Source organism: Leptolyngbya sp. PL-A3, assembly GCF_039962325.1.
Taxonomy (GTDB): domain Bacteria; phylum Cyanobacteriota; class Cyanobacteriia; order Elainellales; family Elainellaceae; genus Vacuolonema.
In genome coordinates this window covers 105,152-130,794 of sequence record NZ_JAMPLB010000008.1, presented here as the reverse complement: position 1 = coordinate 130,794, position 25,643 = coordinate 105,152, and the positions used below count along the sequence as shown (strand labels likewise).

General features: G+C 53.1%; 16 protein-coding genes and 1 tRNA gene. 7 read left to right on the top strand and 10 right to left on the bottom strand.

Annotated features, from left to right (window positions below; genetic code table 11):
* Nucleotides 1-5: 5 nt before the first annotated feature.
* From NDI52_RS08880 to NDI52_RS08870, 3 genes are all read right to left on the bottom strand, one after another.
* Nucleotides 6-890 carry an inositol monophosphatase family protein gene (locus NDI52_RS08880; protein WP_347280074.1) on the bottom strand — a complete coding sequence of 295 codons (885 nt, stop codon included), beginning with the start codon at nucleotides 888-890 and terminating at the stop codon, nucleotides 6-8.
* Entirely contained in the window at nucleotides 887-1,447 is a 561-nt protein-coding gene (locus NDI52_RS08875; protein ID WP_190772686.1) for a thermonuclease family protein, read from the bottom strand. Before NDI52_RS08875 ends, NDI52_RS08880 begins: the two co-directional genes overlap by 4 nt.
* A 271-nt stretch (nucleotides 1,448-1,718) precedes the next feature.
* Nucleotides 1,719-2,087 (bottom strand): 2Fe-2S iron-sulfur cluster-binding protein, encoded by a 369-nt coding sequence (locus NDI52_RS08870; RefSeq protein ID WP_190772687.1) that lies wholly within the window; start codon nucleotides 2,085-2,087, stop codon nucleotides 1,719-1,721.
* 493 nt (nucleotides 2,088-2,580) lie between these two features.
* Here NDI52_RS08870 and NDI52_RS08865 point away from each other — a divergent pair.
* Nucleotides 2,581-2,667, top strand: a tRNA-Ser gene (locus NDI52_RS08865).
* 495 nt (nucleotides 2,668-3,162) lie between these two features.
* Here the strand turns inward: NDI52_RS08865 and NDI52_RS08860 are convergent.
* The gene (locus NDI52_RS08860; RefSeq protein WP_190772688.1) at nucleotides 3,163-5,427 is read right to left on the bottom strand and encodes a bifunctional (p)ppGpp synthetase/guanosine-3',5'-bis(diphosphate) 3'-pyrophosphohydrolase; all 2,265 of its coding nucleotides are present in this window, start codon (nucleotides 5,425-5,427) and stop codon (nucleotides 3,163-3,165) included.
* A gap of 493 nt (nucleotides 5,428-5,920) precedes the next feature.
* On the opposite strand from NDI52_RS08860, the gene patD reads away from it, so the two are divergent.
* Complete coding sequence (patD, locus tag NDI52_RS08855) at nucleotides 5,921-6,292, top strand: heterocyst frequency control protein PatD (RefSeq protein WP_190772689.1); 372 nt, start codon at nucleotides 5,921-5,923, stop codon at nucleotides 6,290-6,292.
* Nucleotides 6,293-6,409: 117 nt separating this feature from the next.
* Here patD and NDI52_RS08850 read toward each other — a convergent pair whose 3' ends face one another.
* From NDI52_RS08850 to NDI52_RS08830, 5 genes are all read right to left on the bottom strand, one after another.
* A complete protein-coding gene (locus NDI52_RS08850) occupies nucleotides 6,410-7,786 on the bottom strand; it encodes an FAD-dependent oxidoreductase (RefSeq protein ID WP_190772690.1) in 1,377 nt (458 codons plus the stop codon).
* Nucleotides 7,787-7,799: 13 nt separating this feature from the next.
* A complete protein-coding gene (cobD, locus tag NDI52_RS08845; protein ID WP_190772691.1) occupies nucleotides 7,800-8,894 on the bottom strand; it encodes a threonine-phosphate decarboxylase CobD in 1,095 nt (364 codons plus the stop codon).
* Nucleotides 8,895-8,920: 26 nt separating this feature from the next.
* Nucleotides 8,921-9,202: an HU family DNA-binding protein gene (locus NDI52_RS08840; protein ID WP_190772692.1), complete on the bottom strand. Its 282-nt coding sequence runs from the start codon at nucleotides 9,200-9,202 to the stop codon at nucleotides 8,921-8,923.
* A 658-nt stretch (nucleotides 9,203-9,860) separates the two neighbouring features.
* Nucleotides 9,861-10,571, bottom strand: a complete 711-nt coding sequence (locus tag NDI52_RS08835; protein WP_347280075.1) for a glycoside hydrolase family protein — start codon at nucleotides 10,569-10,571, stop codon at nucleotides 9,861-9,863.
* Nucleotides 10,572-10,613: 42 nt separating this feature from the next.
* Nucleotides 10,614-11,273 (bottom strand): SDR family oxidoreductase, encoded by a 660-nt coding sequence (locus NDI52_RS08830; protein ID WP_190772693.1) that lies wholly within the window; start codon nucleotides 11,271-11,273, stop codon nucleotides 10,614-10,616.
* 522 nt (nucleotides 11,274-11,795) lie between these two features.
* On the opposite strand from NDI52_RS08830, the gene NDI52_RS08825 reads away from it, so the two are divergent.
* The 5 genes from NDI52_RS08825 (at nucleotide 11,796) to NDI52_RS08805 (ending at nucleotide 20,207) form a co-directional block, all read left to right on the top strand.
* Complete coding sequence (locus NDI52_RS08825; RefSeq protein ID WP_190772694.1) at nucleotides 11,796-12,551, top strand: DUF1997 domain-containing protein; 756 nt, start codon at nucleotides 11,796-11,798, stop codon at nucleotides 12,549-12,551.
* A gap of 397 nt (nucleotides 12,552-12,948) precedes the next feature.
* Entirely contained in the window at nucleotides 12,949-15,591 is a 2,643-nt protein-coding gene (locus NDI52_RS08820; RefSeq protein ID WP_190772695.1) for a chloride channel protein, read from the top strand.
* Nucleotides 15,592-15,881: 290 nt separating this feature from the next.
* Nucleotides 15,882-17,876: an adenylate/guanylate cyclase domain-containing protein gene (locus NDI52_RS08815; protein ID WP_199308011.1), complete on the top strand. Its 1,995-nt coding sequence runs from the start codon at nucleotides 15,882-15,884 to the stop codon at nucleotides 17,874-17,876.
* 457 nt (nucleotides 17,877-18,333) lie between these two features.
* The gene (locus tag NDI52_RS08810; RefSeq protein WP_190772696.1) at nucleotides 18,334-19,170 is read left to right on the top strand and encodes a DUF928 domain-containing protein; all 837 of its coding nucleotides are present in this window, start codon (nucleotides 18,334-18,336) and stop codon (nucleotides 19,168-19,170) included.
* 287 nt (nucleotides 19,171-19,457) lie between these two features.
* Nucleotides 19,458-20,207: a DUF928 domain-containing protein gene (locus NDI52_RS08805; protein ID WP_190772697.1), complete on the top strand. Its 750-nt coding sequence runs from the start codon at nucleotides 19,458-19,460 to the stop codon at nucleotides 20,205-20,207.
* Between the two features lie 219 nt (nucleotides 20,208-20,426).
* Here the strand turns inward: NDI52_RS08805 and NDI52_RS08800 are convergent, their stop codons facing one another.
* Complete coding sequence (locus NDI52_RS08800) at nucleotides 20,427-25,244, bottom strand: CHAT domain-containing protein (RefSeq protein ID WP_348256386.1); 4,818 nt, start codon at nucleotides 25,242-25,244, stop codon at nucleotides 20,427-20,429.
* Between the last annotated feature and the right edge of the window lie 399 nt (nucleotides 25,245-25,643).

The following is a 25,643-nucleotide window of genomic DNA, read 5'->3' as shown; positions in this document are numbered from 1 at the left end:
GTATTCTAGGTATTCGTTCGGACAAAATCCGATAAAGGTTTGAAGTTTATCAACGATTTACTTAGCTCTTCATGAATGCTTCCATTTGTGGCCAGAATACGGCCAGAATGCATATCCCAAGGGCTCTGATCATAGGCCGTTACCCGGCCTCCCGCTTCTTCGACTAACATAACTCCTGCCACCATATCCCAGGGGGAAAGGCCCCGTTCCCAGTAGCCATCCAAACGCCCACAGGCAACATAGGCCAGGTCCAGGGCTGCGGCTCCTGCTCGTCGAACACCATGGGTGAGGTCAGTCAAATGACAAAATTCGGAATAATTATTATCCGAAGTTTGGCGGCGATCGTAGGCAAATCCAGTGACGAGCAAACTTTCTTGAAGCGAGTCGGTTTCAGAGACTTGCATGGGTTGACGGTTTCGCCATGCACCTAACCCTTTCCCTGCCTGAAACAATTCCTGCCGCATGGGGTCATAAATGACACCTAGATAGGGCACGCCTTCCACAAGTAAACCAATAGACACCGCAAAGACGGGATATTGATGGGCATAGTTTGTGGTGCCATCCAGAGGGTCGATCGCCCACAGATAAGGGCTCTCTGCGTTACCTAAGCGCCCCCCTTCTTCTGCCAGAATGGCATGGTCAGGATAATGTCGGGTCAGTACTTCGAGAATGGCAGCTTCTGCGGCATGATCGGCCTCAGTGACCAAGTTGCCCGATGCTCCTTTTTTCTGGATGGATTCTAATTTGCCAAAGTGCGATCGCAAAATAGCTCCAGCAGTCAGAGCCGCTTCTGAAGCAATATCCAAATGGCAGCGCAGTTGATCGGGCGTCAGCATAGGAATGGCGAATGAAGGATTCAGGGAGAGCACGGATAAACCCTTATGAATCATAGAGCCTCCTGCTTCCGAAATTCTCCCGGGGTTTGGTGCAGCGGTGCTGTTGCACTCCAGATACCCCGCTGTAAAAGGCGGGCTTTTTCCTGGGCCGCAATCAGTCGCTGCTCATAACGGGTGGAGCGGGTGCCGGAGGAGAACGCCATGCTCCCCTGTGCTAATGCCCATCCCTCGGTCACAAGTTTTTCGTTGATGAGCTCATGACCCAACCATACGTAGGCTGCTTTACGGCCGTAAGCATCCTGGAGCGTGCCGTCAAATTCCAGTCTTATCGTTTGGCCTTTCAACCACTGTTCCAGTTGATGGGTCGCCTCTGGACCCCAGGGTTCTTGCCGTGAGTCAGGGGCATCAATGCCTAATAACCGCACGGATTCTGCCAGGGGCGATCGCGCACTCGACACTTCTAGAGATTGACCACTGTGAACGGCAGCTACCCGCACCAGCTCATCGACGGGAGGCGATGCAGCGGGTGAACGCCCTCCCACCAGCAGTAACCCACAGGTCACTACAGCGATGAGAAAAAGCTGAATCAGTAAGGCCGCAGTTCGAACCATCAGTCGCGAAACATCCTGAGTTGCGATCGCCCTTATGGTTCCCTCGCTTCTGGTTAGGAAAAGCCGTAAATACCCTTATTTCCTGATGTTCATTTCTGCAACCGAATTTCCGCGAATATCGTGACCTACCAAGTTGACCTAACCCCGAAAGTGATGAGGGGGGCATGTTGTGCCCCCCTCATCACTTTCCCAAACCAGGGTGTGTCTTAAAGTTGGTTGCAAAGTCATTTTTTCGTGTGCTTCGTGCACGAAAAAATGACCTTGACAGACCTTACTCTTCATCTAACGGTAATCCTCTCCGCACTTTGCCCCGTCCGAAGTAGCGACCAAATTGCAGTTCGTAAACCTCATCTTCGTCCTGGGTTTCAACCACCAGTTCTGAGCAAGCATAGCTAACGCAGAGCAGTGCATAGCCACGGGCACGTAATTCAGGGGAAAGACCCATGGCCTCGGGTTGGCGCAGGTCGCCAGAAACGACACGCACAGCGCAAGCGGTGCAGGCTCCGTTGCGGCAGGAGAAGGGCAGCTCGACACCCTGCTCTTCGGCCGATTGAAGGATATAGCGATCGCCCGGCACTTCCACAGTGTGATGCGTTCCCTGTTGGCGATAGTGGATGTGAACCGGATATAACTTGGGCATAATCAGCGGCTTGCTCGTTGGCACAACTCAAATAAGATCCATTCGTCATCATATCCTTACTGCCTGCTTTGTGCGGAGAGCGCGGAGCTAGTTCTATCCTCTCTACAGAAAATAGATGTAGGACTTATGCATTCTTTTGTATGGGTTGCGAAGCACCTCACATATAAAAGAATGCATAAGTTCTCAGGTATTCCGTGGAGAAAGCTTGCTGCTAGTTTTGGCATAAATTCAGGACTTACGCATTTGTGTTGTAGGTGGGGTGCGAAGCACCCCACCTACAACACAAATACACTACAGATAGCGGGCTTGCGTAAGTCCTGAAATTTTTGGAGAAACCAAGATTCCCTCGGGAATTTATGCCAAAACTAGCAATTTCAAAAAAATACTTTGCTTGTGACCTCCTTCTCTGCTACTATCAAAACTCGGAATTGAATAAATAACTTTTCACCTCCTGGCCCTTCTAAAAAGAGTGCTAAATGCGGTGAACCCCCCTGGAGAGATGGCCGAGCGGTTGAAGGCGCAGCACTGGAAATGCTGTTTAGGGGTGACTCTAACGAGGGTTCGAATCCCTCTCTCTCCGTTTGATAGCTGAAGACGCAGTTACGAGTAAGAAGGCAGTGGTTAACCCACTGCCTTCTTTACTAGTACGCTGAGGCGGAAATCCATCACCTATGTTTTTGTGTAGGGTGCGAAGCACCCTACACAAAAACATAGTTTGCGAACTTAGGCCTCAGCCTACTAGTCCACAATGGTTTGGGTAGATGTGAATTCTCAGGAGGGATGGCCTCAACTCTCTCTCCTGAAAATTCACATCTGCCCCGGCACCTAACGGCTTAAGGAGATTTCCAACAATGAAATTACCCCCAAGATGTTGGTGCTTTGCCCGCGAAGCGGGCAAAGCACCAACATCTTGGGTAGATTCTTATGCAGAAACCTCCTAAGTCTGCCTATGTTTGATTTCTGCTGCTAGTCGTTCACTAAAAGAACTTTGAGGGGGTAATGCGCGAAGCACACTGCATCAACCCCTCAAAGTTCCTCAACGTGTCAAAGTTCGCCTGGCGAACAACTAGGGAAATTAATCCTCAACCTGGCAGACTCGCCGCATTTGGAGCACATCACTCATCTTGCGAATTTGCGTGAATGTGCGCTCCAACTGGGCATGGTCCTGAATGTCAATTCCCAGGTTGATAATGGCAGTCTGACCGGGGAAGGTTTTGACCTGGGCACTACGCACGTTGATGTTATGGTCGCTGAGGCGGGACAGAATATCCTTAAGAACCCCAACCCGGTCAATTACCTCAATTTGAATTTCAACAGGATAGGTATGGGGACGACTGTCGTGCTCAGACGCGACGTTCCAGCTAACTGGGATGAGGCGATCGCCCGGGATATGGTCTACATTGCTACATCCCTGACGGTGGATAGAAATGCCGCGACTGCCCATCGTCACAATACCAATAATCGGCTCCCCAGGAATGGGATTGCAGCAACCCGCCAGGCCATAAAGCAACCCTTCAACTCCCACGATAGGTGAATCGCTGGAACGGTTGACTGGGCGAGCCGGTTGGGTGGTAGGCAGTGGGATCAGGTTGTTAATGTCTTCCTGATGGCTGGCAGGTGCGATAGGTTGGCGAGCTTTGATCTCCTCCCGCAGGCGATTGACTACTAGGTTGAGGGTGATCTCGCCATAACCAAGAGCCGCTAGCAGATCATCGACACTGTGATAGTTACATCGCTCAGCAGCGGCATGGCAAGGTTCTGACTTGAGCAGGGCATCAAATCCCTGTTTGCCCAATTCCTTCTCCAGTAGATCACGGCCCCGCTGTACATTCTGTTCTCGATAGGATCGCTTATACCATTGGCGAATACGGTTGCGCGCCCCGGCGGTGACGGTGAAGTTGAGCCAATCCAGGCTGGGGTGTGAGTTCTTATGGGTAATGATTTCGACGATGTCGCCATTCTTCAACTGAGTTTCCAGGGGCGCCATGCGTCCGTTGATTTTGGCTCCAGCGCAATGGTTCCCAACTTCGGTGTGAATGCGATATGCGAAATCTACTGGAGTCGCCTTCTGGCTTAAGGCAATAACATCACCACCGGGTGTAAAAACGAATACCTCATCATCAAAAAGGTTTGTGCGAATATTATCGAGGTATTCCTGAGCGTCTTTCAGATCACTCGGCCAATCCAGGAGTTGCCGCAGCCAGGTGAACTTTTCGTCATCAGAGGAGAGCTTGCTTGCCGAGTGCCCAGCCTCCTTATACTTCCAGTGGGCGGCGATCCCGTACTCAGCAATGTGGTGCATTTCCTCGGTACGAATCTGCACTTCAATGGGACGCCCATTCGGGCCAATCACGACCGTGTGAAGGGATTGGTAGCGGTTGGGTTTGGGAAGCCCAATATAGTCCTTGAAGCGACCAGGAACGGGGCGGAACTGGTTGTGGACGATCGCCAAACTTCGGTAACACTCTTCGGCAGCTTTGACAATAATGCGAATCGCAGTGATGTCGTAGATTTCGTGGAATTCTTTCTGCTGTCGCTGCATCTTCTGGTAAATGCCATAGAGATGCTTTGGACGTCCATTAATTTCTGCGATCTTGATCCCCGCTTGAGCTAGCTCAGGACGAAGAAGCTCCACCGCTTCGTCTAAATAGGCTTCGCGGTCAGCCCGCTTCTCTATAACTAGATTTTGGATGCCTCGATACGCTTCTGGCTCCAGGTATTTGAAGGATAGGTCTTCCAACTCCCACTTAAAGCGTCCGATCCCCAAACGGTTAGCCAGGGGAGCGAAGATATCCAGGGTTTCCTGGGCAATGCGGCGACGCTTGCTATCAGGCAGATGTTCCAAAGTACGCATGTTATGAAGCCGATCTGCCAACTTCACCACAATCACCCGAATGTCCTGGGCCATCGCCAGGAACATGCGCCGGAAGTTTTCGGCCTGCCTCTCGGTTTTGCTGGAGAAGTTGAATTTTGAAAGCTTTGTGACTCCTTCCACAAGATGTCGTACATCTGAGCCGAAGCGCTTTTCCAGTTCTTCAGGGGTGACGTCAGTGTCCTCGACGACGTCGTGCAGGAAACCTGCGGCAATCATGGCACTGCTGCCGCCCAAATCTCGCAGCAATCCCGCCACAGCGACAGGATGGGCAATGTAAGGCTCACCCGATGCTCGTCGTTGGCCTTCGTGCAGGCTATAGGCAAACTGAAACGCCTCACACACCAGGGATCGATCGGCCTCGGGGTGCTCTGTCGGTTCGAGAGTCGGCGATCGTTCCGACAACAAGCACGATTGCAGCCAGTCGGGTAACACAATATCGAATGGAATAGCAGAGGCCACTACCATAAGGCAACTCCTGAACGCAGGGCGGAGGGTAAATGCGAATTAAAATCTAAAACAGAAATTTGTAGATCTAATGTTCTATAGGTAGATGTAGAATAGTAGAGTTTGGGGAGTCCAAATTCTAATTTCTGGTATTGAAAGGTGAATCGTAGCAGCGCTGCCGAGAGCGATCGCTGGATGAGGAGTTGAATTGGATTGTTCCCCATGGCGGCCAGAAAGCGACAGGCCAGAGGAAACGGAGTGAAAGGATTACGTTAATGTAGCAGCTTGCCCGTATGGGAAAACCACTTCCAATTCTTGTTTTATAAGTATATACAGACTTCTTTACATTCGCTTAATTTCGCGCTCACAATCTCGTAACAAGCGCTACACGGGGATCGCTAACAACAGGCTTGATGCTTCCCTTTCCCCTGAAAATGGCGTAAGACATGCAGCGGCATCATCGATAATTGGGCAGAGACTAACCTCTTGATTTATCCCCCGCCCCTATGCCGTTATGAGCATATTGCCAGAGCCTCTCCACCAGCCTTATGTTGACCTGCGGCAGATGCTAGACGCGATGCAGGCGATCGCCCAACCCGCCCTAATGGCTCCATCTTCTCTACATACTAGCGCTCTCCAAAAAAGCTTTCAGGCTATTCAGCAGCATTTTCAGCAGCAAATTCTGGCAACTTCGGCTGAACTGGAGCTGCCTTCCCTCGTGCAATCCGTTCAGACTGAAATCAACCGGAACTTGCGGCTCTTGAGTACGGATGTGGCATTTCTACAATCAGCACGACAAGTCGCAACTCAACAGCAACGGTTGCAGCAAGTGTGCGATCGCCTCACCAAGCTATTGGAATTTTGCGATGGCGTGTTACAGGGTTAACCGTGTATAGCCTGATACACCTTGACCAGGACACTCTATTTTTGTGGGGTCGCATTCGCTGCGGCTTCTCAAAAATAAGAGCATGTAGCGCTACATCGCATCGCCACTCAACCGAGATCACCGCATCCAGGACCTGCGAGCGTCAAACCAGTGATCGAGTCGTCGGAGCAGCCAGGGGTGTTGGGTTAGTTGGAGGGTCTGCCAGTCCTGGGCGATCGCCTGTACCCCCGAAGCAAAGCTAGGTGAAGGTAGCGGTAGATGTAGGAGCTGCTGCAAAGGAATGCGGTGGCGTTGGGCCATGATAAAGAGGCCTGCCCACTCTTCTGCTTCAGGGCCGAAAACATAGCCGCCCAAGATTCGGCCTGAGGAGTGTACCAAAATTTGGTAATGTCCGGTGATTTGTTGCCGAGTATAAGCTTTGGACCGACTGAGAAAATCCTGGCGAAGACAGTGGTAGTGAGTTCCATACCGTTGTCGGGCCTGGATTTGTGTGAGCCCAAAGGAAACCAGGGGTGGATCTGTAAAAACAACCTGGGGAATATGCCGTCGGGGTATGCGAAAAATGGGCATGAATAGCGCATTTTTGAGCGCAACTTGAGCACCAGCCAGCGTGTCACAGGTATAAATATTCGGGATGCTAGTTTGCATGCGGGCGTTGGTTGGTAAGTTGGCCCCCATCAGTTTTAGGCCAATGCCTTCCAGGTTCAGCGTGCTGACATCGGGGATCGCTGACCCTGTGGCAATCAGGAGGTCACTGGCGATCGCTCCCACCAACGTTTGTACCTGAGCCTGCCCTGCTTCCAGGTGTACCCGTTTAATGGCTGTCGGGGCTATAACTGTAACCCCTTCCGATTCCAAAACTGCCTGAAGTAACCGTGCTGCCTCTGGTTCCTGGTCAGGCAAAAGGGCGGTTTCTGAAATCAGGGTGACATGGTGGCTAAAGCGGGCAAGCAGTTGAGCCAGTTCGCAGGCGATCGCTCCGCCTCCCAGGACTGTAATCCGCCGGGAAGATTGAGTCCAAATATCCGATTCCCAAAGCTCCTCTGGCACAAGGGGGTTGGTGTTATCCAACCCTGGGATGTTGGGCAGAAGGGTGCGGTGGGGGCGGAGAAGCAGGTAGGTGCGCGATCGCAATACTCGCCTGTTGACCCGCAGGCTGACCCAGGGACGGGAGGTAAATTCTGCCTCTCCCTCCAGGACGTCTACCCCGAGGCTGTTGAGATGGGCAATAGAAAGTGCTTCCTGAAAACTCTCGAGCCGCTGCCGAGCCAGCTTCAAAGCGGCCTCTGAAGTACCGGGTAGGATGGCAGTGGAGGTCGCGCTCTGGGTCTGCCCCAACTGGCGAAGTGTATGAAAGGTGAGATCGGCTGTCCAACTCCTTGTAGTTGGTGGCTCAACCAGGGCCACCCGTGCTTTGTAATGGGCTGCTGCTAAGGCTACATCTCGGCCCAAGGAGGAGCCACCTAAAATGATGAGATCGTAATCAACGGCCATGATCCCTGCTACGTTACGTCGAAACCAATCGCTGGAGAGCATCCAGCAAGCGTTGATTTTCAGGTTGGGTGCGAACAGCGACCCGGAAATAGCGATCGCCTAACTCTGCAAAGCTAACGCAATCACGGATTAAAATCTGGTCTTGCTGAAGAAGCTGCCGTTGCAGGGCAATAGCCGAGATTTTTGACTGCACCAACAAAAAATTAGCGGTTCCCGGAAAGGGTTCTAGTCCAGGAATCTTCTGTAACCCTTCGAACAGTTGTGAACGCGCTCCGGACAACCAATTCCAAGTCTGCTGCTGAAAGGTGTGATCCTGAAGGACGGCGATCGCCGCTGCCACAGCTAAGCTATTCACACTCCAGGGGTCGCGCCATTCCTGCCAGGTACGGAGGCGATCGGGGTGGGCGATCGCATAACCCAGTCGCAACCCCGGAAAACTATAAAACTTCGTCAGGGAACCAATGACGACTAGATTGGGGAACTCCATCACCCAACGAGCCACGCTCTCGGCAGGCTCCGGCCCCACAAAATCCATGAAGGCTTCGTCCACAATGACCAGGGAAAATTGGTCCAAAATTGGCCTCAGGGAGGTCCGGGAAAACAGATAACCCGTTGGATTGTGGGGATTATTGATAATTAACCCGGTGCGGCCCGGTAACGCCTGTACTTTGGGAAAGGGTCGAGCCAGATTCCCTGACGATCGATCCAACGGCAATAGCAGAGGAAGGATAGTGCCCTGGTAAGCCGTCAAAGCTCTGGTGTAATCCCCAAAGCCCGGTTTAACCAGGTAGGTTGCATCCAGCTCTGCTAACTCGCGTCCAGCCCAGGTGAGCAGCTCAGCCGCTCCGTTTCCCGGCAAAATCCACTCGGCTGGTATCTTATGCCACTGGCTCAGGGCATGGCGCAATTCTCTATAGCTAGGGTCGGGATAATGACGAAGTTGCTGGAGGTTGGCCTGAATGGCAGCGATCGCGGACTCTGGTGGCCCAAGAGGATTGATGCTGGCAGAAAAATCCAACAGTGAAAGGGGGGAACAGCCTGTCAGCGAAGCTGCCCAGGCTAAGTTCCCCCCATGTGCAGGTTGCGTTCCGTCTAAAAAGCTTGTCACAGGAAACTCTGCACAAATTCCCAGGCTTATTTCTCAGGGGCAACCATTTCCTTAAACAACTTGCCCGCAGAAAACGCAGGCACTTTGGTAGCAGGAATTTCCATCGCTTCCCCAGTTTTGGGGTTGCGGCCTTCACGAGCCTTACGCTCGCGGGGTTCAAAAGAACCAAAGCCGACCAGCGTTACTTTGTCGCCTTGAGATACAGCTTCCATGATGGATTCGATCGCAGCGGACAGGACGCCGTCAGCAACCTTTTTCGTGACGTTGGCCTTCTCGGCAACCTTGTCTACCAGTTCACCTTTGTTCATGAGAATCTCCTTCGAGTTGTTCTAGCAGGATTTGAAATGTCGGCCTCCAGGGAGACCCATGGGCGATCCGTGGCTCGGTTTTAGCACAAAATGGCTGAAACCCTTATGAGCCAGGATTTTCAATGCTTCATTCTAGTTGCAACTGATCGAATGTGGATCGCCAAAACCTTTAATTTATGTAGACTTCCGGAATTTTTCGCCTCATTTTTCCGTTAATCCAAAAAATGACCTTCGGTTTTTGGGCAAAAATCGGCAAATTTAGCCATTAGTAGGCGTCACGGGTAGCCTGCGCGATCAGGCTACCTAACTTCACGTCTATCAAGCTCAAAAGCCCACCCATTCAGTTTTCTGGGCTACGAAATTGATTGATTAGAATCCCTAATTTCAACGAAATTTTTAGCTAAGACACACTGATTTACGGGGGTTTTGCTCAAAAATACAGCTTCGATCATCAGATTTGTCCCTATACGCCTGGCTATTTTCGTTAGGAGATCAGGCAAGAGTGTGTGCAAAGCACACACTCTTGCCTGATCTCCTAACGAAAATAGCTGTCGCTAAAATTGATGCTGAGGTCGTACAAATGTGGATGGGGTGTGGTGAAAGGAGAACAAAGTGCCCCTTTCACCACACCCCATCTATAACTAGGCGATTAGGCCTCTTATGGAGACACAGTCTCCAACTCTTCCTGAAGCACCTGCTCGTAAACCCAGGGCAGGTCGTTAGATAAATCATTGGTCTCAATACCGTGCCCTAAACTTGTCCAGGTCGGAGACAGAATGTAGAGGACCTCATTTAACTGTCCGTCCCGTAAGAGCTGCGATAGGTCAGTTCCCCAGTCTGTCGGGTCACTTAACCAGCCGTAAACAACCTCATCCTGATACTCGGGGGCAAAGCTATATTCCTGCCAGATCCAAAAGCCATCTGGATCGGGATGGTAACGGTGGGCCTGACTTTCCCATGTGGTGGTAATAAACTGATAGCGCCCGGCAGCAGTCGTACAGTCCCCCACATTCGGCCCAGCCACAATCGGTACGCAAAGGTCAGGATGCTGGCTTAAGTCCTCCACATGCTCACCCCCATACAACAGGGAATAGGGCTGAGGGTCGTTGGCCTCGCTGTAAGAAATTGTCCGCATCAATGCCCGAATATAAGGGTCGCCCCCCTCCATCACCAAGGGAGCTGGCTCATATCCTTCCCATCGGGGCTCGTTAATGCTCTGGTTTATATGCCATCCATCGATAAAAACCGCCCCGGCCATCAAAGCCAGGCCCCCCATGACCATAACCCGCTGCATCAAGGGCAGGCGGGCTTCAGAGGCCGTTGTGGGTTCACTGCTACTGGAATCAGCCGGGGAAGTGGAGGAACGCACAGAACCTTTCCAATAAAAGGGCGAGGTTAGTCAAACTTGAACCTACGCCACCTTAGCAAAAAGTTCTCCTACTGGTAGAGGGCTAACGTCCGGTTTTGCGATAATCTCTAACACTTTGTTGCGGGCATTGGGGTCTGACAAGGCTTCTACACAGACCTGTGCTACTTTCTCTCGAGGGATGCGGCCCTCGGATAGGGTGTCTGCTCCCTGCATAACCAGGCCATCCGTGTTGTCAGTATCCAACAGCCCACCGGGACGAACAATGGTGTAGGTCAATCCGCTTTTTTGCAGATACTGTTCTGCTTGCTTCTTCCAAAACAGAATCAACCAGAATGCGTTGAGTGGATGAAAGAATTTAGATGCACAGAGGGAGGATACCAGAACAAATTGGTCGATTTTCTTGTCAACAGAGGCATTGACCAGGTTTTTTGTGCCTTCGAAATCCACCCGATAGGGGCCGCTGGGATCAAAGCTAGGAGGCGCTCCCGTAGCGCAGAGGACGACGGTGCAGTCAGCGATCGCCTCCTTCAATGCCGCCATATCTGATACATCTCCCACAACCAACTCAGCTTGAGGCGGCAACTCTGCCTGGCCCCGCTCTAAACTCCGCACCAAAGCCCGCACCGGGATTCCCCGTGCCACAAGCTGTTCTACGATCCGTCTTCCTGTTCGACCTGTCGCCCCTGCTACAAATGCTTTCATTGTCTTGTCCTAAGAAAGGTTTTTACTAACCCATACACGTTTCCCAGGAATCCAGGCAAATGGAATCTATCGGAGTGAAGAAAAAGGTAGAAGGCAGAGGGCAGGAGGCAGAAGGTAAGACAGGAAAAAGGCAGAGGGTAGAGGGCGAGGGGGAAAGGGTAGAAGGTTTAAGACTGAAAAGCATAGAAGTTGCAAAACAAAACAGTACTGTAACGGTTCTTTGCTCGGCCTCCTGCCCTCTGCCTTAATCTCCTCCTATCGGTAATTCCCCCCGAATTTCTCACCTATTCTTCGGCCTGTTGGATAAAACTTCCGAGATTTTTTCTACTTTTTCCGTAAAACCCTTGTGTTTACATGGTTTTGTACCAAGACTATGCTAGTTTCAGTGGCTTCGTTGCAGGCTGGGGTCTCCCTGATGCGTCTGAAGACTGGCGTTCTGCTTGAAATCAGGGGGTTTCTTCCCCCATCTCCTGCCAGCTTGGCTGGCCGAAATCCTTCGCTGACCGTCCCTGTGAGAAAGCCATGCAAGCAAATTCCTTAGATAATCAATCTATTGATCCCTCATCAGCTTTATTGGGGCTGACAACCTCCTTTGGAGACGTCGGCCGAGAGGCTGGTGAAACTCACGAAGACGCTCCCCCAACTGCCATGGAACCGGTTCATTTCAACGGGTATTACGCCAGTTGCATGGAAATGTGGGCCAATGCCCGTACTGTAGCTGACTACTTGGATGTTCACTCTGAGTGGTTTCGTCGTTGTGCCAGTCCTATGTCTGCTGATCCCTTAGGAAACAATGGTTATGCCCTGACCATTGGTAAATTTGGAGCAATGGGATATGAGGTGGAGCCCAAAGTTGGCCTGCACTTGTTGCCCCAGGATGCTGACGGCTCGTATCGCATCGAGACGATTCCGGTACCCGGCTATACACCACCTGGATACGATGTTGACTTCCGTGCGGTGTTGCAACTTTGCGAACAGCCAGGCCAGAATGGTGCCGGTAAGGGTGCGCCTGATGTTATTACCCGGGTGGAGTGGAAACTGCACCTGGACGTTGCAATCCAGTTTCCGAGGTTTATCCATGCGCTGCCCCACACTCTTATCCAATCAACGGGCGATCGCCTGCTCAATCAAGTCGTGCGGCAGGTCTCCCGACGCCTCACTCACAAGGTGCAAGAAGACTTTCACTCGACCCGTGGCTTGCCGTTCCCGCATCAAGGTCGCAAGTATCCCTGGTCGCGCCATCACACCTCCGCCCTTTCCGGTGAAGACCTGGGGTGATCAGGTTGCCGACAGTCAACCACCCCAACGTTGTGCCACGATTCCAGCCCTAACTCGGTGGACACGGTATGTGAATTAGGCATCCAATAACTGTATATGAAGGAAAAACCCAAAAGATGATGGAATGGATCAGTTCGCTTCATCATTCGTTGGGTTTTCACATTTCAGGGCGTACGCATCTGTGGTGGGCTTGCGTAAGCTCTGACAATACTCAAGTCTCTTAGGATAGGTAAGTTTCGAGTGTATCCTGCACGAAAACTACCCCTCTCTGGGGCATAGTGTTAACAGACAGCAGAGGAAGCAGCTATTCATTCTGTAAGGTGATGGAAGTTGCTTCACATTGTATGGGTTTGCTGTCTTTACGGCGTTGTCGTTGAGGTTTTGCCTGTCGCGCCTCATGGATGTTTTGTATCGGCTCCGGCACCTTCCCCAACGGTTGGTGGGTTCTAAACAGTTTGCGATTACAGAAGCCTGCGTTATCGGTTTGGTTTCTGGCTTAGCAGCTGTGCTGTTGAAGCAGAGTGTAGGGGTTTTGGGTGGGTGGCGAGTCCAAATGGCTACTCACATTCCTGCGGTCATTATTTTGCCTACCATTGGTTTGATAGGTGGCTGGTTAGCTGGCTTGTTAGTAGAGCGGTTAGCCCCGGAAGCTGCGGGTAGTGGCATTCCCCCAGTCAAAGCCGTGTTGGCGAATGTACCCCAAGTGCTGAATCTGCGAGTGGCTCTGGTAAAAATGGCCAGTGTGATTCTCGTTTTGGGGTCTGGTTTGAACCTGGGGCGGCAGGGGCCAACGGTGCATGTTGGGGCCGCGCTGGCGGCTCAACTGAGTCAGTGGATTCCTACCTCCCCGGAACATCGCCGTCAGTTGATTGCAGCTGGGGCAGCAGCGGGTTTGGCAGCAGGGTTTAACGCACCTATTGCCGGAGTGTTATTTGTTGTCGAAGAGTTTTTACAGGATTTTTCGGGCTTAACTTTAGGCACCGCGATTCTGGCGTCCTTTATTGGAGCGGTAGTGTCGCGGGTGTTAGGCGGACGGAGCTTGAGTTTAGATGCGGCGATCGCCAGCCTCAACACGACCTTTTCGGTGCAAGATCTACCCTTTTTTCTCCTGTTGGGGTTGCTGGCAGGGGTTTTGGGAGCGTTATTTAATCAGGGCATCTTTACGAGTCTGCGGTTGAACCGTCAGGTTTTGCAGATGGGTCTACCCTGGCGGATCGCTCTGGCAGGATTTGTATCGGGGTCAGTGGCTGCCCTCCTGCCCAGTGCATTTCGGGATAACACAGGGTTACAGGATTTTCTCAGCACAGGTTCCGTGGGATGGCAATTCTTGCTGGTAGCTTTTGCTATTAAATTTCTGCTGACCCTGGTGGCCTATGGTTCTGGTGCTCCAGGGGGCTTGTTTGCGCCTTCCCTGGTGCTGGGAGCGGCGCTGGGGTCGCTCGTCGGGTTACTGGCCCATGGAGTTGCCACAGCGATAGGCGGGCCGCTGATGGTGGGAGCGGGGGTGAGCGAAACGACAACTTATGCCCTGGCTGGCATGGGAGCGTTTTTTAGTGCCGTCACCCGGGGGCCGATTACTGCCATTGTGATCGTGTTTGAAATTACGACAGATTTCAATTTAGTACTGCCCCTGATGATTGGGTCGGTGATTGCCTACTTGGTAGCCCATCGTCTGGTAGGCGGCTCGATTTACACACACCTGCTGGCTTGGAGTGGTATTGAGCTGGGGCGGAAGGAGGTGGAGGGGGAACCCTGGCGCCAGTTGACGGCCGCAATGGTGATGCAGCCACGGGTGGAAACGTTACCCAGTCAAATTCCCATCAATGAAGCGAAGCAGGCGTTTGCGCGATCGCATCACCGAGGCTTCCCAGTGGTTGATGACGGCAAGCTGGTGGGTATCGTCACGCAATCCGACCTGGCAACTCGATCAGTCCAGGTGCCGGATTCTGACGCCGCAACGCTGTCGCAGATTATGACACCCCAACCGCTCACAGTCACGCCCGATGCCCCTCTGACAGACGTGCTGTATATGCTCAACCGCTTTCAGCTCAGCCGTTTGCCTGTGACGGAGGGAACGCGGCTGGTGGGCATCATTACCCGAGCCGATATTATTCGGGCAGAGTCTGATCAGATTAGCGGTGATGGCCGCCCCTTTGGGCCTCAGCCGGAACCCTCCTACGTCGTGTATCAGACGCGATCGCCTAACACGGGGCGGGGCCGATTGTTACTTCCCTTAAGCAATCCTCAAACCGCGCCCCTGCTGATGAAGTTAGCTGTAGCCCTGGCCACGGATCGCCAGTACGAATTAGAACTGCTCCAGGTCATTCCGGTGTCGCGAGGCAGATCTCCAGCCACAACCCCCGTCCGAACCACCGCCAGTCGTCGCTTATTGCGGCACATTGAGGCGTTGGGGCAGGACGCACCGATTTCGATTCATACCCAGGTGCGGGTTGCCCACGATGTTTCGCAGGCCGTGTTGGAAACCATTAAAGAGCGCCACATTGATCAGGTATTGATGGGCTGGAAGGGGAATACCAGTACACCGGGGCGAGTGTTGGGTAGTGTGGTGGATACCTTGGTGCGCCAGGCCCCTTGCGAAGTATTGCTGGCCAGGCTGAGCGACACGCCCCGCTTTGATCGTTGGTTACTGCCCCTGGCCGGTGGCCCTAATTCTCAGGCAGCCCTACAATTGCTCCCAGCGATGCTAACCCTGGCGCAGCAGCCCGAGGTGCGGTTGTGTCAGGTGTTATTAATCGACAAACCGGTGGTTAACTCAGACTTGCTGCAAGAGGCCGCGTCACTGCTTATGCAACACACCAGCAACGTGCCTATCTATGCTCAGCCTGTCTGGGGCGACTCCGTGCCGGAGGCGATTGTACGCCTTGCTGCTCAGAAGCATTACGATGTGATTGTGCTGGGAGCCAGTCGAGAAGGGTTATTAGCTCAAGTGATGCAAGGGAATATACCCGAAGCGATCGCCCGTAACAGTTCTTCCACTGTTCTGCTCGTTCGGGGTACTATTACCAGTGAATCTACTTAATCTTCAGAAATTGTCAGTGGTAGAAATGGCAAAAATCTGGGGAAAATAAGGATGATCGGATCAAAATAGAAATCTCATCAGGATCAGCGCATTGATGAGTTGTATGAAGTAAGCGGTGAGATCCCCGCGTTTGGTTGTGAGAGTGTTCGTTTTATTGGCTGCAGAGGTGCTTATCTGTCGCTGATTTCAGGCTTAGGGGTTGCCTGTGCTAGAGGGCCAGGTTAGCCTAAGCGTTGCTTCAACCTGGGTGCATCACGCTACTGTTCATCTACTCTTCAAGGGATTCCCCTGTGAACTGGATCGATCTCCGCCAAATCAAACAGATTTGGGAGAAGCAGAAACCGCAAGTTTTACCCGGCTTGCGTGTTATTGGCGTGACCAGCCTGACCGTTGTGAGTTTGGTCGTTGGCGCCAAGCAACTGGGTTGGTTGCAGCCTCTAGAATTAAAAGCTTTTGACCGTATAGTGCGGCTTCGAGAAGACCAGCCTGCCGATGACCGGCTGTTAATTGTCGGCATTACGGAAAGTGATATTCAAGCGATGGCTCGTTCTACCCCCGACGATGCCACCCTGGCCAAAGCTCTACGCAACCTGGAACAGTACGAACCCCGCGTCATTGGGTTAGACCTGCATCGGGATGTTCCACAGGAACCTGGAAATGCCGAACTGCAACAACAACTCAAATCACCGCACCTGATTGCCATTACCAAGCTAGGCGAACGGGCCGATGCTGTGCCTCCACCCCCTCATGTGCCAGAGGAACGCATTGGTTTTAATGATTTACCTGTCGATGAAGATGGCATTGTGCGGCGTAATTTGCTGTTTGCCTCGACAGAAGACACGACCTTCTTTTCCTTTGCGTTGCGGCTGGCCCTGTCTTATTTGGAACCCGAAGGGATAACCCCAGCACCCAGCGCAACGGATTCCAACGTAATGCAGATAGGCTCGGTTGAGTTCCATCCCCTCGGAAAATCGTCAGGAGCTTATGAGCAACTGGATGATCGAGGCTATCAGGTTTTGCTCAAGTACCGGAGGCGATGGGATGTAGCCCGGACGGTTACGCTCACTCAGGTAGTGCGCAATGAAGTGCCAGCATCCTGGATCCGTAACAAGGTGGTCATGATTGGCACCACTGCCCCGAGTGCGAAAGACTTGTTCTACACCCCTTACAGTGCTGGAGAGCAAGAAGACCATCAGATGGCCGGGGTTGTGATTCATGCCCAGATGGTGTCTCAGATCATCAGTACAGTACTGGATGGTGAGCCGTTGTTCCAGTTCTGGAGTGACCCCCAGGAATGGTTGTGGATTCTGGCCTGGTCACTGCTGGCGGGCAGTTTAGCCTGGATGGTCCGGCATCCGGTGGCCTTGGGGTTGAGTGCTTCAGGGTTGATAGTATTGCTGGTGGGTTCTTGCGTGCTTCAGTTTCAGCAAGATCGATGGGTCCCGACGGTGGCTCCAGCGATCGCCGCTCTTCTCAGTGCGGGACTAGTGGTTACCAATCGCGCGCAGCAAGCGCATCAGCAACAGAAAATGGTGATGACGCTACTAGGTCAAAATACCTCTCCTGAGATTGCCAATGCGTTGTGGCAGTCGCGCGATCGCTTACTCGAGTCGGGCAAACTGCCGGGAAAACGGCTGGTTGCCACGATGCTTTTTACCGATATTCGTGGATTTAGCCACATTTCCGAGCAAATGGCTCCGGAAGCGTTACTGGAATGGCTGAACGAATATTTGGAAGCGATGACAGAAGAAATTCAGCGGCACCAGGGCATTATCAACAAATTTACGGGAGATGGTTTGCTGGCGGTGTTTGGGGTACCGATGCCGCGCCTGGAAGAGCGGGAAGTGGATGAGGACGCATACCGGGCGGTATCGTGTGCGCTGGCCATGGCGAAACGTTTACGGTTGTTGAACAAAGGCTGGGAGGAGCGGGGATTTTCGGCGGTGGAAATGCGGGTGGGTATTTTCACGGGGCCAGTGGTGGTAGGAAGTTTGGGAGGGCGCGATCGCATGGAATACGGTGTGATTGGCGATAGTGTCAACATTGCCTCCCGCTTAGAGAGCTGTGCAAAGGAACGGCAGGTAGATCCCTGCCGCATCTTGATCGCTGAAGAAACGCTGGTGCACATCAAAGAGCATTTTGAGGTGGAATCCTGGGGGCCTATGTCACTCCACGGGAAGCAGCAGCAAATCAATATTTATCGGGTGTTGGGTTATGCGTTGCTACCTCCACCGCCGATTGACGTGATCCCGGTTCCTGAAGAGGGTCGTAGCACAAGCGTCTAATCTGTATTTCTGAGAACAGTCCTATGCTCTAAAGCTTTGGTGGTAAAGGTGTTGTACGCGCACCTCTACCACCCAAGCTTCAGAGCCGTAAAATTGTGTAGTTTCTGTAAATCTGGGAAATACCGGAAACAATCCAGGTGGACATGAATCTATAGAGCGTAAGTATTCGAAACAAATGTGTTCGGATGTTAAGTATTCAGGGTCAAATTGCTAGCATCCTAAAGTCTGCTTCCAGTTTTAATTTTCTATGGAACAGAGGTTTTTGATCTGAGGGTCATTCCGAAGTTTCGGCTCAGTGCATTCAGGTTCGATTGGGTTCCTATCAGGGTTCCCTGTCAGGCTGAATGGCTTTTTGAGAGTGTTGTTGGCCAGATCGATGGTTGTAATCATCGGTCTAACAGTTGTGCCTGCAAGCTTCACTTATTCTTATCCCCTATCATTCCTCCAGCCCGCTTCCATGAATATTACCCAACCTAGATTGCTGTTTACCTTGTTTTGTTCGTCAGGGCGCTTTGCTGTACGCTTTTTGCTGCTGCTGGGTCTGCTGCTTTCGGCCATTCCTATGCCAGCGGAGGCCCAGACCTTTGTACCTCCGAATCGAGGCATGCCCGGTCGTCGTGAAGGAGGCGGTACCCGAGGCTGTTGGGGGTATAACCCCAACGATCCCAGCCGTAGCGGCCTGGTCGCTCTGGTACCTGCAGAAAATTTCGGCTATACCCTGGATGAATATCCCTCATTCTTTGTGTATGTGCCGAAGTCTTTTGCGGAGCAGGCGGCCGCTGCGGAGTTTGACCTGATGGATGCGGACGGCGAGTCGGTTTATCATGCTTCCTACCGGGTTTCCGATCGCTCAGGTGTGCTTCGCATTGACCTACCCAAAACCGCTAATTTGGCTCCTCTAGAGGTCGGAAAGGACTATAACTGGGCGTTCACCCTGGTCTGTGATGCAGATGATGCCTCGGCTAACCTGATAGTTGACAGTTGGATTCAACGTATGGAGCCTTCGACCCAACTTCAGGCAGAACTGCAAGCCACGGCTCCAGATCAGCTTCCCGAACTACTAGCCAGTCGGGGTATCTGGTACAACACGCTGGCTAGCCTCGCTAATCCCGAGGCGGGTGCTTCACACGATAATGTGTCTCAACTGCCAAACCTGCTAGCTCGCTGGCAAACCTTGCTCAACTCTGTTGGCCTGACTGTATTGGCAGAAGAATTAGTTCCCGACGCATTGTTACCTCTGACGTCTACGGCCCATCCTACTGGCTCAGAACCAGCCCTAACGGCTGGGCACTAAGTGCTTTAATGCGTTGTTAAATATCAAGAATTTTTGAGGCCTACGACCCCAAGAGTTTTTGATGGACCTACCGTTCTAGGGTCTTCTTTATAAGGTTGTTTGCGTGTACTTCACCCATAAAAAACAACCCTGCCAGCAAGCTCTAAAACATGGCTTAGTAGATGCTCGTCCAAGCAATTAGTTTTCTATCAGGCTGAGGGTATCTTGAAACTAAGCGAAAACCAATCTCTGGGATTGGCTTGTTACTAGCTCTATCCGCTCTTACGTAAATTGCTCAGGAGTTTCCTATGGGTATTCCGTTCCATTCCCTCAGCCGTGCCGCTATTTCGCTGACTCTGTTGACGGCAACCCTATGGAGTGTGCTGCCATTGCCGGTGCAGGCCCAATATACACCGCCTGATCGCGGGTTACCCGGTCGCCGGGAAGGAGGAGGAACTCGCGGGAATGGTTGTGCGACGAGCGATCGCCCTCTCACAGCCCTGGCTCCTCAGTTTGTGGTGGATGGTACGGTATCGATCTATGGCACTACGGTATCAGAAACCCCCAAACTCTATTGGTATGTGCCTGCAGTGAATGCTCAGGCATTAGAGTTTGTGTTGCTGGATGAGGACGGAGACGAGGTTTATCTTGAGACATTACCGGCCAATGAGACACCGGGCATTGTTGGGGTCGAGGTTCCGGCTGCTGAAAATTCCACCCTTTCGCGCCTGACGCCCAATCAAGACTATCACTGGTTCTTCTCCGTGGTGTGTGATACCAGCGATCGCTCCGGTGACGTCATCTCAGAGGGCTGGGTGCGTCGCATTCCTGCGGAAACCTCTCTGGAAGCTCAGCTCACAACCACTCCGCCTACTCAACATGCAGGGGAATTGGCTCAGGCGGGTGTCTGGTTTGATGCGTTAAACACGGCGGCACAGCAGCGTTGCCTACAACCAGAGGACATGAGCTCGCTTGAGCAGTGGAATACGTTACTGGGTTCCATCGGTCTGGAAAACCTGACAGATGCCCCCTTACTGGAGAGCTGTCCAGCCAATTAATAGAAGAGGAAGGCTTGGCCTTCCTCTTCCCAGCAATAAAAAGAGGGAGGCTTGGCCCCCCTCTTTTTATTGCTGGGCGTGCTTTCCTAACCTCACCTCAGTTCGGGATAAGCTGAAGTGCTCATTTTGGCGTGCGCAAAGCGCACGCCAAAATGAGCGTTTTCGAGTGCCGCGCAACGCACGGCACTCGAAAACGCCCTTAACCCGAACTCAGGTTTCCTACCAGGGGTTTCCAATTAGCGTAAAGGCTGCCCAGTAATACGGGTGCGACAATGTCTGCCCGATCACAGCACGGGCACTTTCTGGGGGAAGCCGCAGGCTTTCTACTTTGCCTAATCCCACCAGTTGGCCGTTCTCATCTACAGCAACTTCTCCCCGTGCCATCGCAATCTGGGCTTGGCGCAGCGCTTCCGCTTTAATCGGCTCTACCTGGAGGCCTTCGTAGAAGCGGGCCATGAGAGCGGCTGTAGCAGCATCACTGACATACCAGAGACTTGCGACTGCCGATTTCACGCCGCTTTGAACGGCTAACCCAGCAAAGCCTAACTCTGCCTGTTCGTTCCCCAGGGCGGTACGGCAGGCACTCAGCACCAGCAACTCCACAGGCGGATTATTCCAACCCAACTGCCGCACCTGGTCCATACGGAGCCGCTCATTCCAGAGCTGAATGTAAGATTCACCTGCATCCCCCGCCACGAAGTCAGCATGGGTAGCCAGGTGGATAATGCCAAACGGCTGTTGCTCTCGGGCGTCCTGAAGGTTCTGAAGCGTACTCTCATTATTGAGGAGTACCTTGCCGCCCCACACCTGGAGGGCCAGGGCGTCTACCTCTAGCGGTACTGCTGGAAGTGGCGTTTGGCCCTGAGTGCTTTCGGCAATACCCATTGCCAGCATAGAACTATCGCGAATATCCACATAGCGAGTATCCGTGAGGCTGATGCTAGGCATCAGGCCAACGCTGAACTGCTCAATTAAAAATTGCTGACCGTCGTAGAGAGCGGAGTAGGGAAGCGATCGCAACCCTGCTTCCGGTAAGAACACTAGGTTAGTAATTTCCAAACGGCGCAAATCTGCCAGGATGGGCGAAATAATCCACTCATATAACTGCTGGCCCGAGGTGCGATAGCGGGTGTTGTTGATGTTGACGGGGTTGGTAATGTCATTGCGGAAGGTACGGGCAGTCTCCATCAGGCGCGATCGCGTCGCTTCCGGCACCCGATAGCGAATCAATCCTCCGTGAGCGCTCACAATCACCAGTTCCAGCTGATCCGTATCCTGAGGAACGGGAACATCACCACGCAGGGTGCTTTCGGGCGGTACAAAACTGATATAGACAAAGGCAGGCCGTGCTCCAGTAGCCCGTTCAATGTCTTGAGCAATGGTTTCTGCTTGTTCAACAGTCGCCGTTTGAACGGGTGCAACACCCAAATAATCGGTGAACTCGCGATTGTACTGCCGCTCAATTGAACTCATGCAGCAGTCAATAATGGTGCCTCCCCCCGACGGGATGACGAATGGGTTGGGAGTGGCTGGGTCCTCATAGAGTTCTGGAGTATCTGGGAAGTCAGGATCGTCCGGTTCGGTTGGGTCAACGGGGTCAACCGGATCGACCGGGTCAACCGGATCGACAGGATCGACGGGGTCAACCGGGTCGACGGGTTCTGGGTTGACCTGGAAGGAGACGGTGAAGGGAGCTGAGGTGGCTAAAACTGGTTGACCCTGGTTCAAGTCACTAACCTGTAGAGAAAACCCTTCGAGGCTGCCTGTAAATCCAGGGGGTGGGGTAAAGACCAGCTGAGCAGAGGAGTCAAAGGTATCCCCGGGCTGAACAGGGACTCCATTCACGGTCAGGGTTGCTCCTGCTGGTAGGGATGCGACCTCGTAACGTGTGACGGTGCGATCGCCATCCAGGTCAGCGCTCGCCACCAGCAGATCCTGCAAGTTGATGGTGATGGGTTGACCAGCCGTGGTGGAAAAGGTTTGGGAGGTGTTCTCCAACAGGATTGGGGCATTGTTAATGGAACGTAGCGTAACGCCATTGACTGCCGGGGGGAGGGTAGCGTCGCCGCCATTCTCTAATACGGGATAGCTGCCTGTACTCAGAGTATCCCCCGTGCCGGCAAAAATTGGTCCGGCCGTCCCATTTTCCACTCCTGTCCCCTGGCCCACAATGAAAGGAATGTTCTCGGGGCCACCTCGGTGGATAATTTCAACCGTGCCTCCAGAGGCCAGAATGCTACCATTGATGTCCGCCTGGCCATCGCCAACCGTGTCTCGGACATTGAACAGGTCGGCATTGACAAACACCTGGCCCCCGGTTCCACCCTCCCCCCGACCGAGGACGTTGATACTATTGACGCTGATGGTGCCTCGAGGGCTAATCAAGTTAACCTGGCCGCCATTGCCACCGTAACCACCGCCTGTGGCAATGATCTGCTCGGTTGTAATGTCGTCATCAGCAGTTAGGGTAATCCGTCCGCCATCACCCCCCCCAAAGCCACTGCCATTGGCAGAAAGCTGTCCTGTTGTGATAGTTCCCGTTGCATCCAGACGAAGATTGCCCGCTGTGCCGTCCGTTGGGACTTCGCTGAAAAAGGGACTAGAGGTATCCAGGTTTCCGGCGTCAATGATCGCTCCGGTGATTGTTAAGTCGCGTCCATTGGTGGTCAAGGTCTGGGTCCGGTCCATGAAGAACCCTCCAGCTCCGCTATTGTCGCTGTCGGCCCGGAAGATAATGCCGTTTCCGGAACTGCCGAAGTTAAGCGACAAACCATCGGCGACTCGGATATCATTGGTGGCCTCCAGCACAATGGTTGCGAACTGGTTCTCAAGGGTATTTGCGTTGAGGGTAATCGACTGACCCGGAAAATCTCCGGCGAGGATTGTGGGAAGAGACGTATCCACTGCTGCCGGATTACTGGGAGCGTCACTGATCAAGATGTTGGTGGGGTCTAGTAGCAACGTTCCGGTTGTGCCATTTGCGGCACTCACGTCCACCTGTCCTTGAAAGACGAGATCCTGAGCTCCCGATACCTCAACGAAACCTCCATTCCCATTTCTGCCTCGGGCCTGAATGCTTCCCTGAAAAGCGGTCAGGCCATCTGCCCAGAGAATAACATTACCGCCAGTGCCGTTGCCTGTCGCACTGGCGTTGATCGTGCTTTCAGCATCGACAGCGGTAACTGTTGCAGTAGGCAGGTTGGTTCCGCCCTGATAGGCGCCCCCCACTCGGACCGTCCCGCCTCCGGTCTGGCTACGGGCGTCGAGGTGGGCATCTAGCAGTGCGACGCGATCGCCCAGCACATTAATCTCCGGTGTTGCTCCAGCCTGATTTGAGGCCGCAACTACCTGCCCCGACACGATCGCCGTTCCCGGGTCTGTGGGGATGACCGTCTGTGAGCTGGTCAGACGTACTGTGCCATTGGGTTGTGCGCTGATGCCAGTTGCGACATTAACTGTACCCCCCGTCAGCAACTCGGGCAATGAAAGCGGTGTGAAGGAAATTCCTGAGACTCCGGGGGCGTTGCGTCGTAGGGGGGCAAACTCCAAATTCAGCAGACTACCTTCCTGGCTCAGACGTACACGGTTTTGCCCTGGGACAGCGGCCAGGGTAATGGTGCCGCCTGGAGCAGCCACCCGTCCTGTATTAGCTACCATACCCCCCAGCAACGTCAGGGACTCGCCCGCATCCACCTCCAGGTTTCCTGCATTCAGTACCACTCCGGGCGAGAGGGTGGCAAAGGCAAAATTGGTGGGGTCTCCGGTAAGAGCTGAGTAATTCGGGGTGCCGTTGATGTTGAACCAACCGTTGTTAAAGCCCAACCCCGTTGCGGTTGAGGCGGTAAAGGAACCAGCTAAATCTAACCGGGCATTGGGGCCAAAAATAACCCCCGCCGGGTTCAAGATAAACAAGTTAGCATCGCTACCGCTTACCCGTAAGAGACCGTCAATGACGGACGGGTCGCCGCCCACGACGCGGGTCAAGATGTTGCGAATTTGGGCATCAGACTGGAAGTTGGCAATTTCATCCTGGCTCAGGCCCAGACGTTCCAGGCTGTGGAAGAGGTTGCTCTGCGATCGCTGCCCCCCCGTAATGGTGTACTGGTTGCCGTTCTGATTAACGACTGTGCCCGTGCCATCGTTCGCTGGCGCTACAGATTGGGCTAGTACGGGACCACTCAATGCACCGGCCAGCGGTAGGGCTGCTAGAAAAGCGCTGGCCCACTGTAGGGGCCTGCTTACAGTGGGTCGTTGGCGCTGATGCGTTAACAATCGGAAGGTCGCTGCGACTCCATTCGGTCCCTGATACAGTTGCACGTCTAACCGGAGACGATCGCTCAATCCTCGCCGCGCGATCGCCCGGTTAATTGCCCGCTGTGACCCCTGGATTTGTTCAAGTCGATGCTGACGCGATTGATGGGCCTGGTGCCGTCGATAGTGATATAGCGGCAGGGGCAGATGATGCACCTCTGTTGCCTCGGATAGCCGCAGGCAGAGGTCGTAGTCGTAGGCATACTCACAGGTTGGATCGATGCCGCCAATGCGGTCATACACGTCGCGCCGCAGCAACCGAAAGTGGAAGGTCATGAAGTCGACCAGCAGTCGATCGCGCGAGTAAGGAATGCGGCACCGCTGGCCATATTCTTCTAGCTGCCCCTGGGCGTTCATCATTCTGTGGTCGGTGTAGACCATGCCTACCGTAGGACGAGCCTCCAAGACCGCTACTGTGCGCTCTAAGGTGGTTGGGGTAAGGCGATCGTCACTATCCACCCAGCCCAAATATTGGCCTGAGGTTTGGGCGATGGCCCGTGTCCGTAGGTTGGCAATTTTGCCGCAATGGTCTGCTGCGACGACGCGTACCCGCTGATCACGCTGAGCTGCGGCCCGGGCAACTTGGAGGGAGCGATCGCGAGAGCCGTCATCCCAAATGACCAGTTCGAAGTTCTGATAGGTTTGGGTTAAGACGCTGGCGATCGCTTCTTCTAAATAGGTTTCTCGGTTGTAGCTCAGTAGGATTAGAGAAACGAGTGGCTGCATGGTTCCCCCAGGGGTGGCGATTCGCAGGAATATGGCTTTTCCAAGGTACGCTAATCTTCTAAGTCGATTGGAGTGATCCGGTCAAAATTTAACGCAACCTATAAGGTCACGTTCCAGCAATTCTCATCTTGCAATCGAGCCCGAAAACTGTTCGCTTGAGGCAAGCGGTTTTCGGGATTCAAAGCTAAGAGTTTGTGCCTGTAAAGCACAAACTCTTAGCTTTGAATCTCATGATGAGAATTGCGGGTGCGTTCATACAGATTTAGTTTTGTTAGAGGAGCAGTGACGTGCGTCGGCTCTCACGAAACTGAACCTGAGAATAAATGGTCGTCAGGGAAGCCGGGAGTTTATCCTAGGTTTAAATTCCTATGTTGAACTGAGGAATGGAAATCTGAGGAA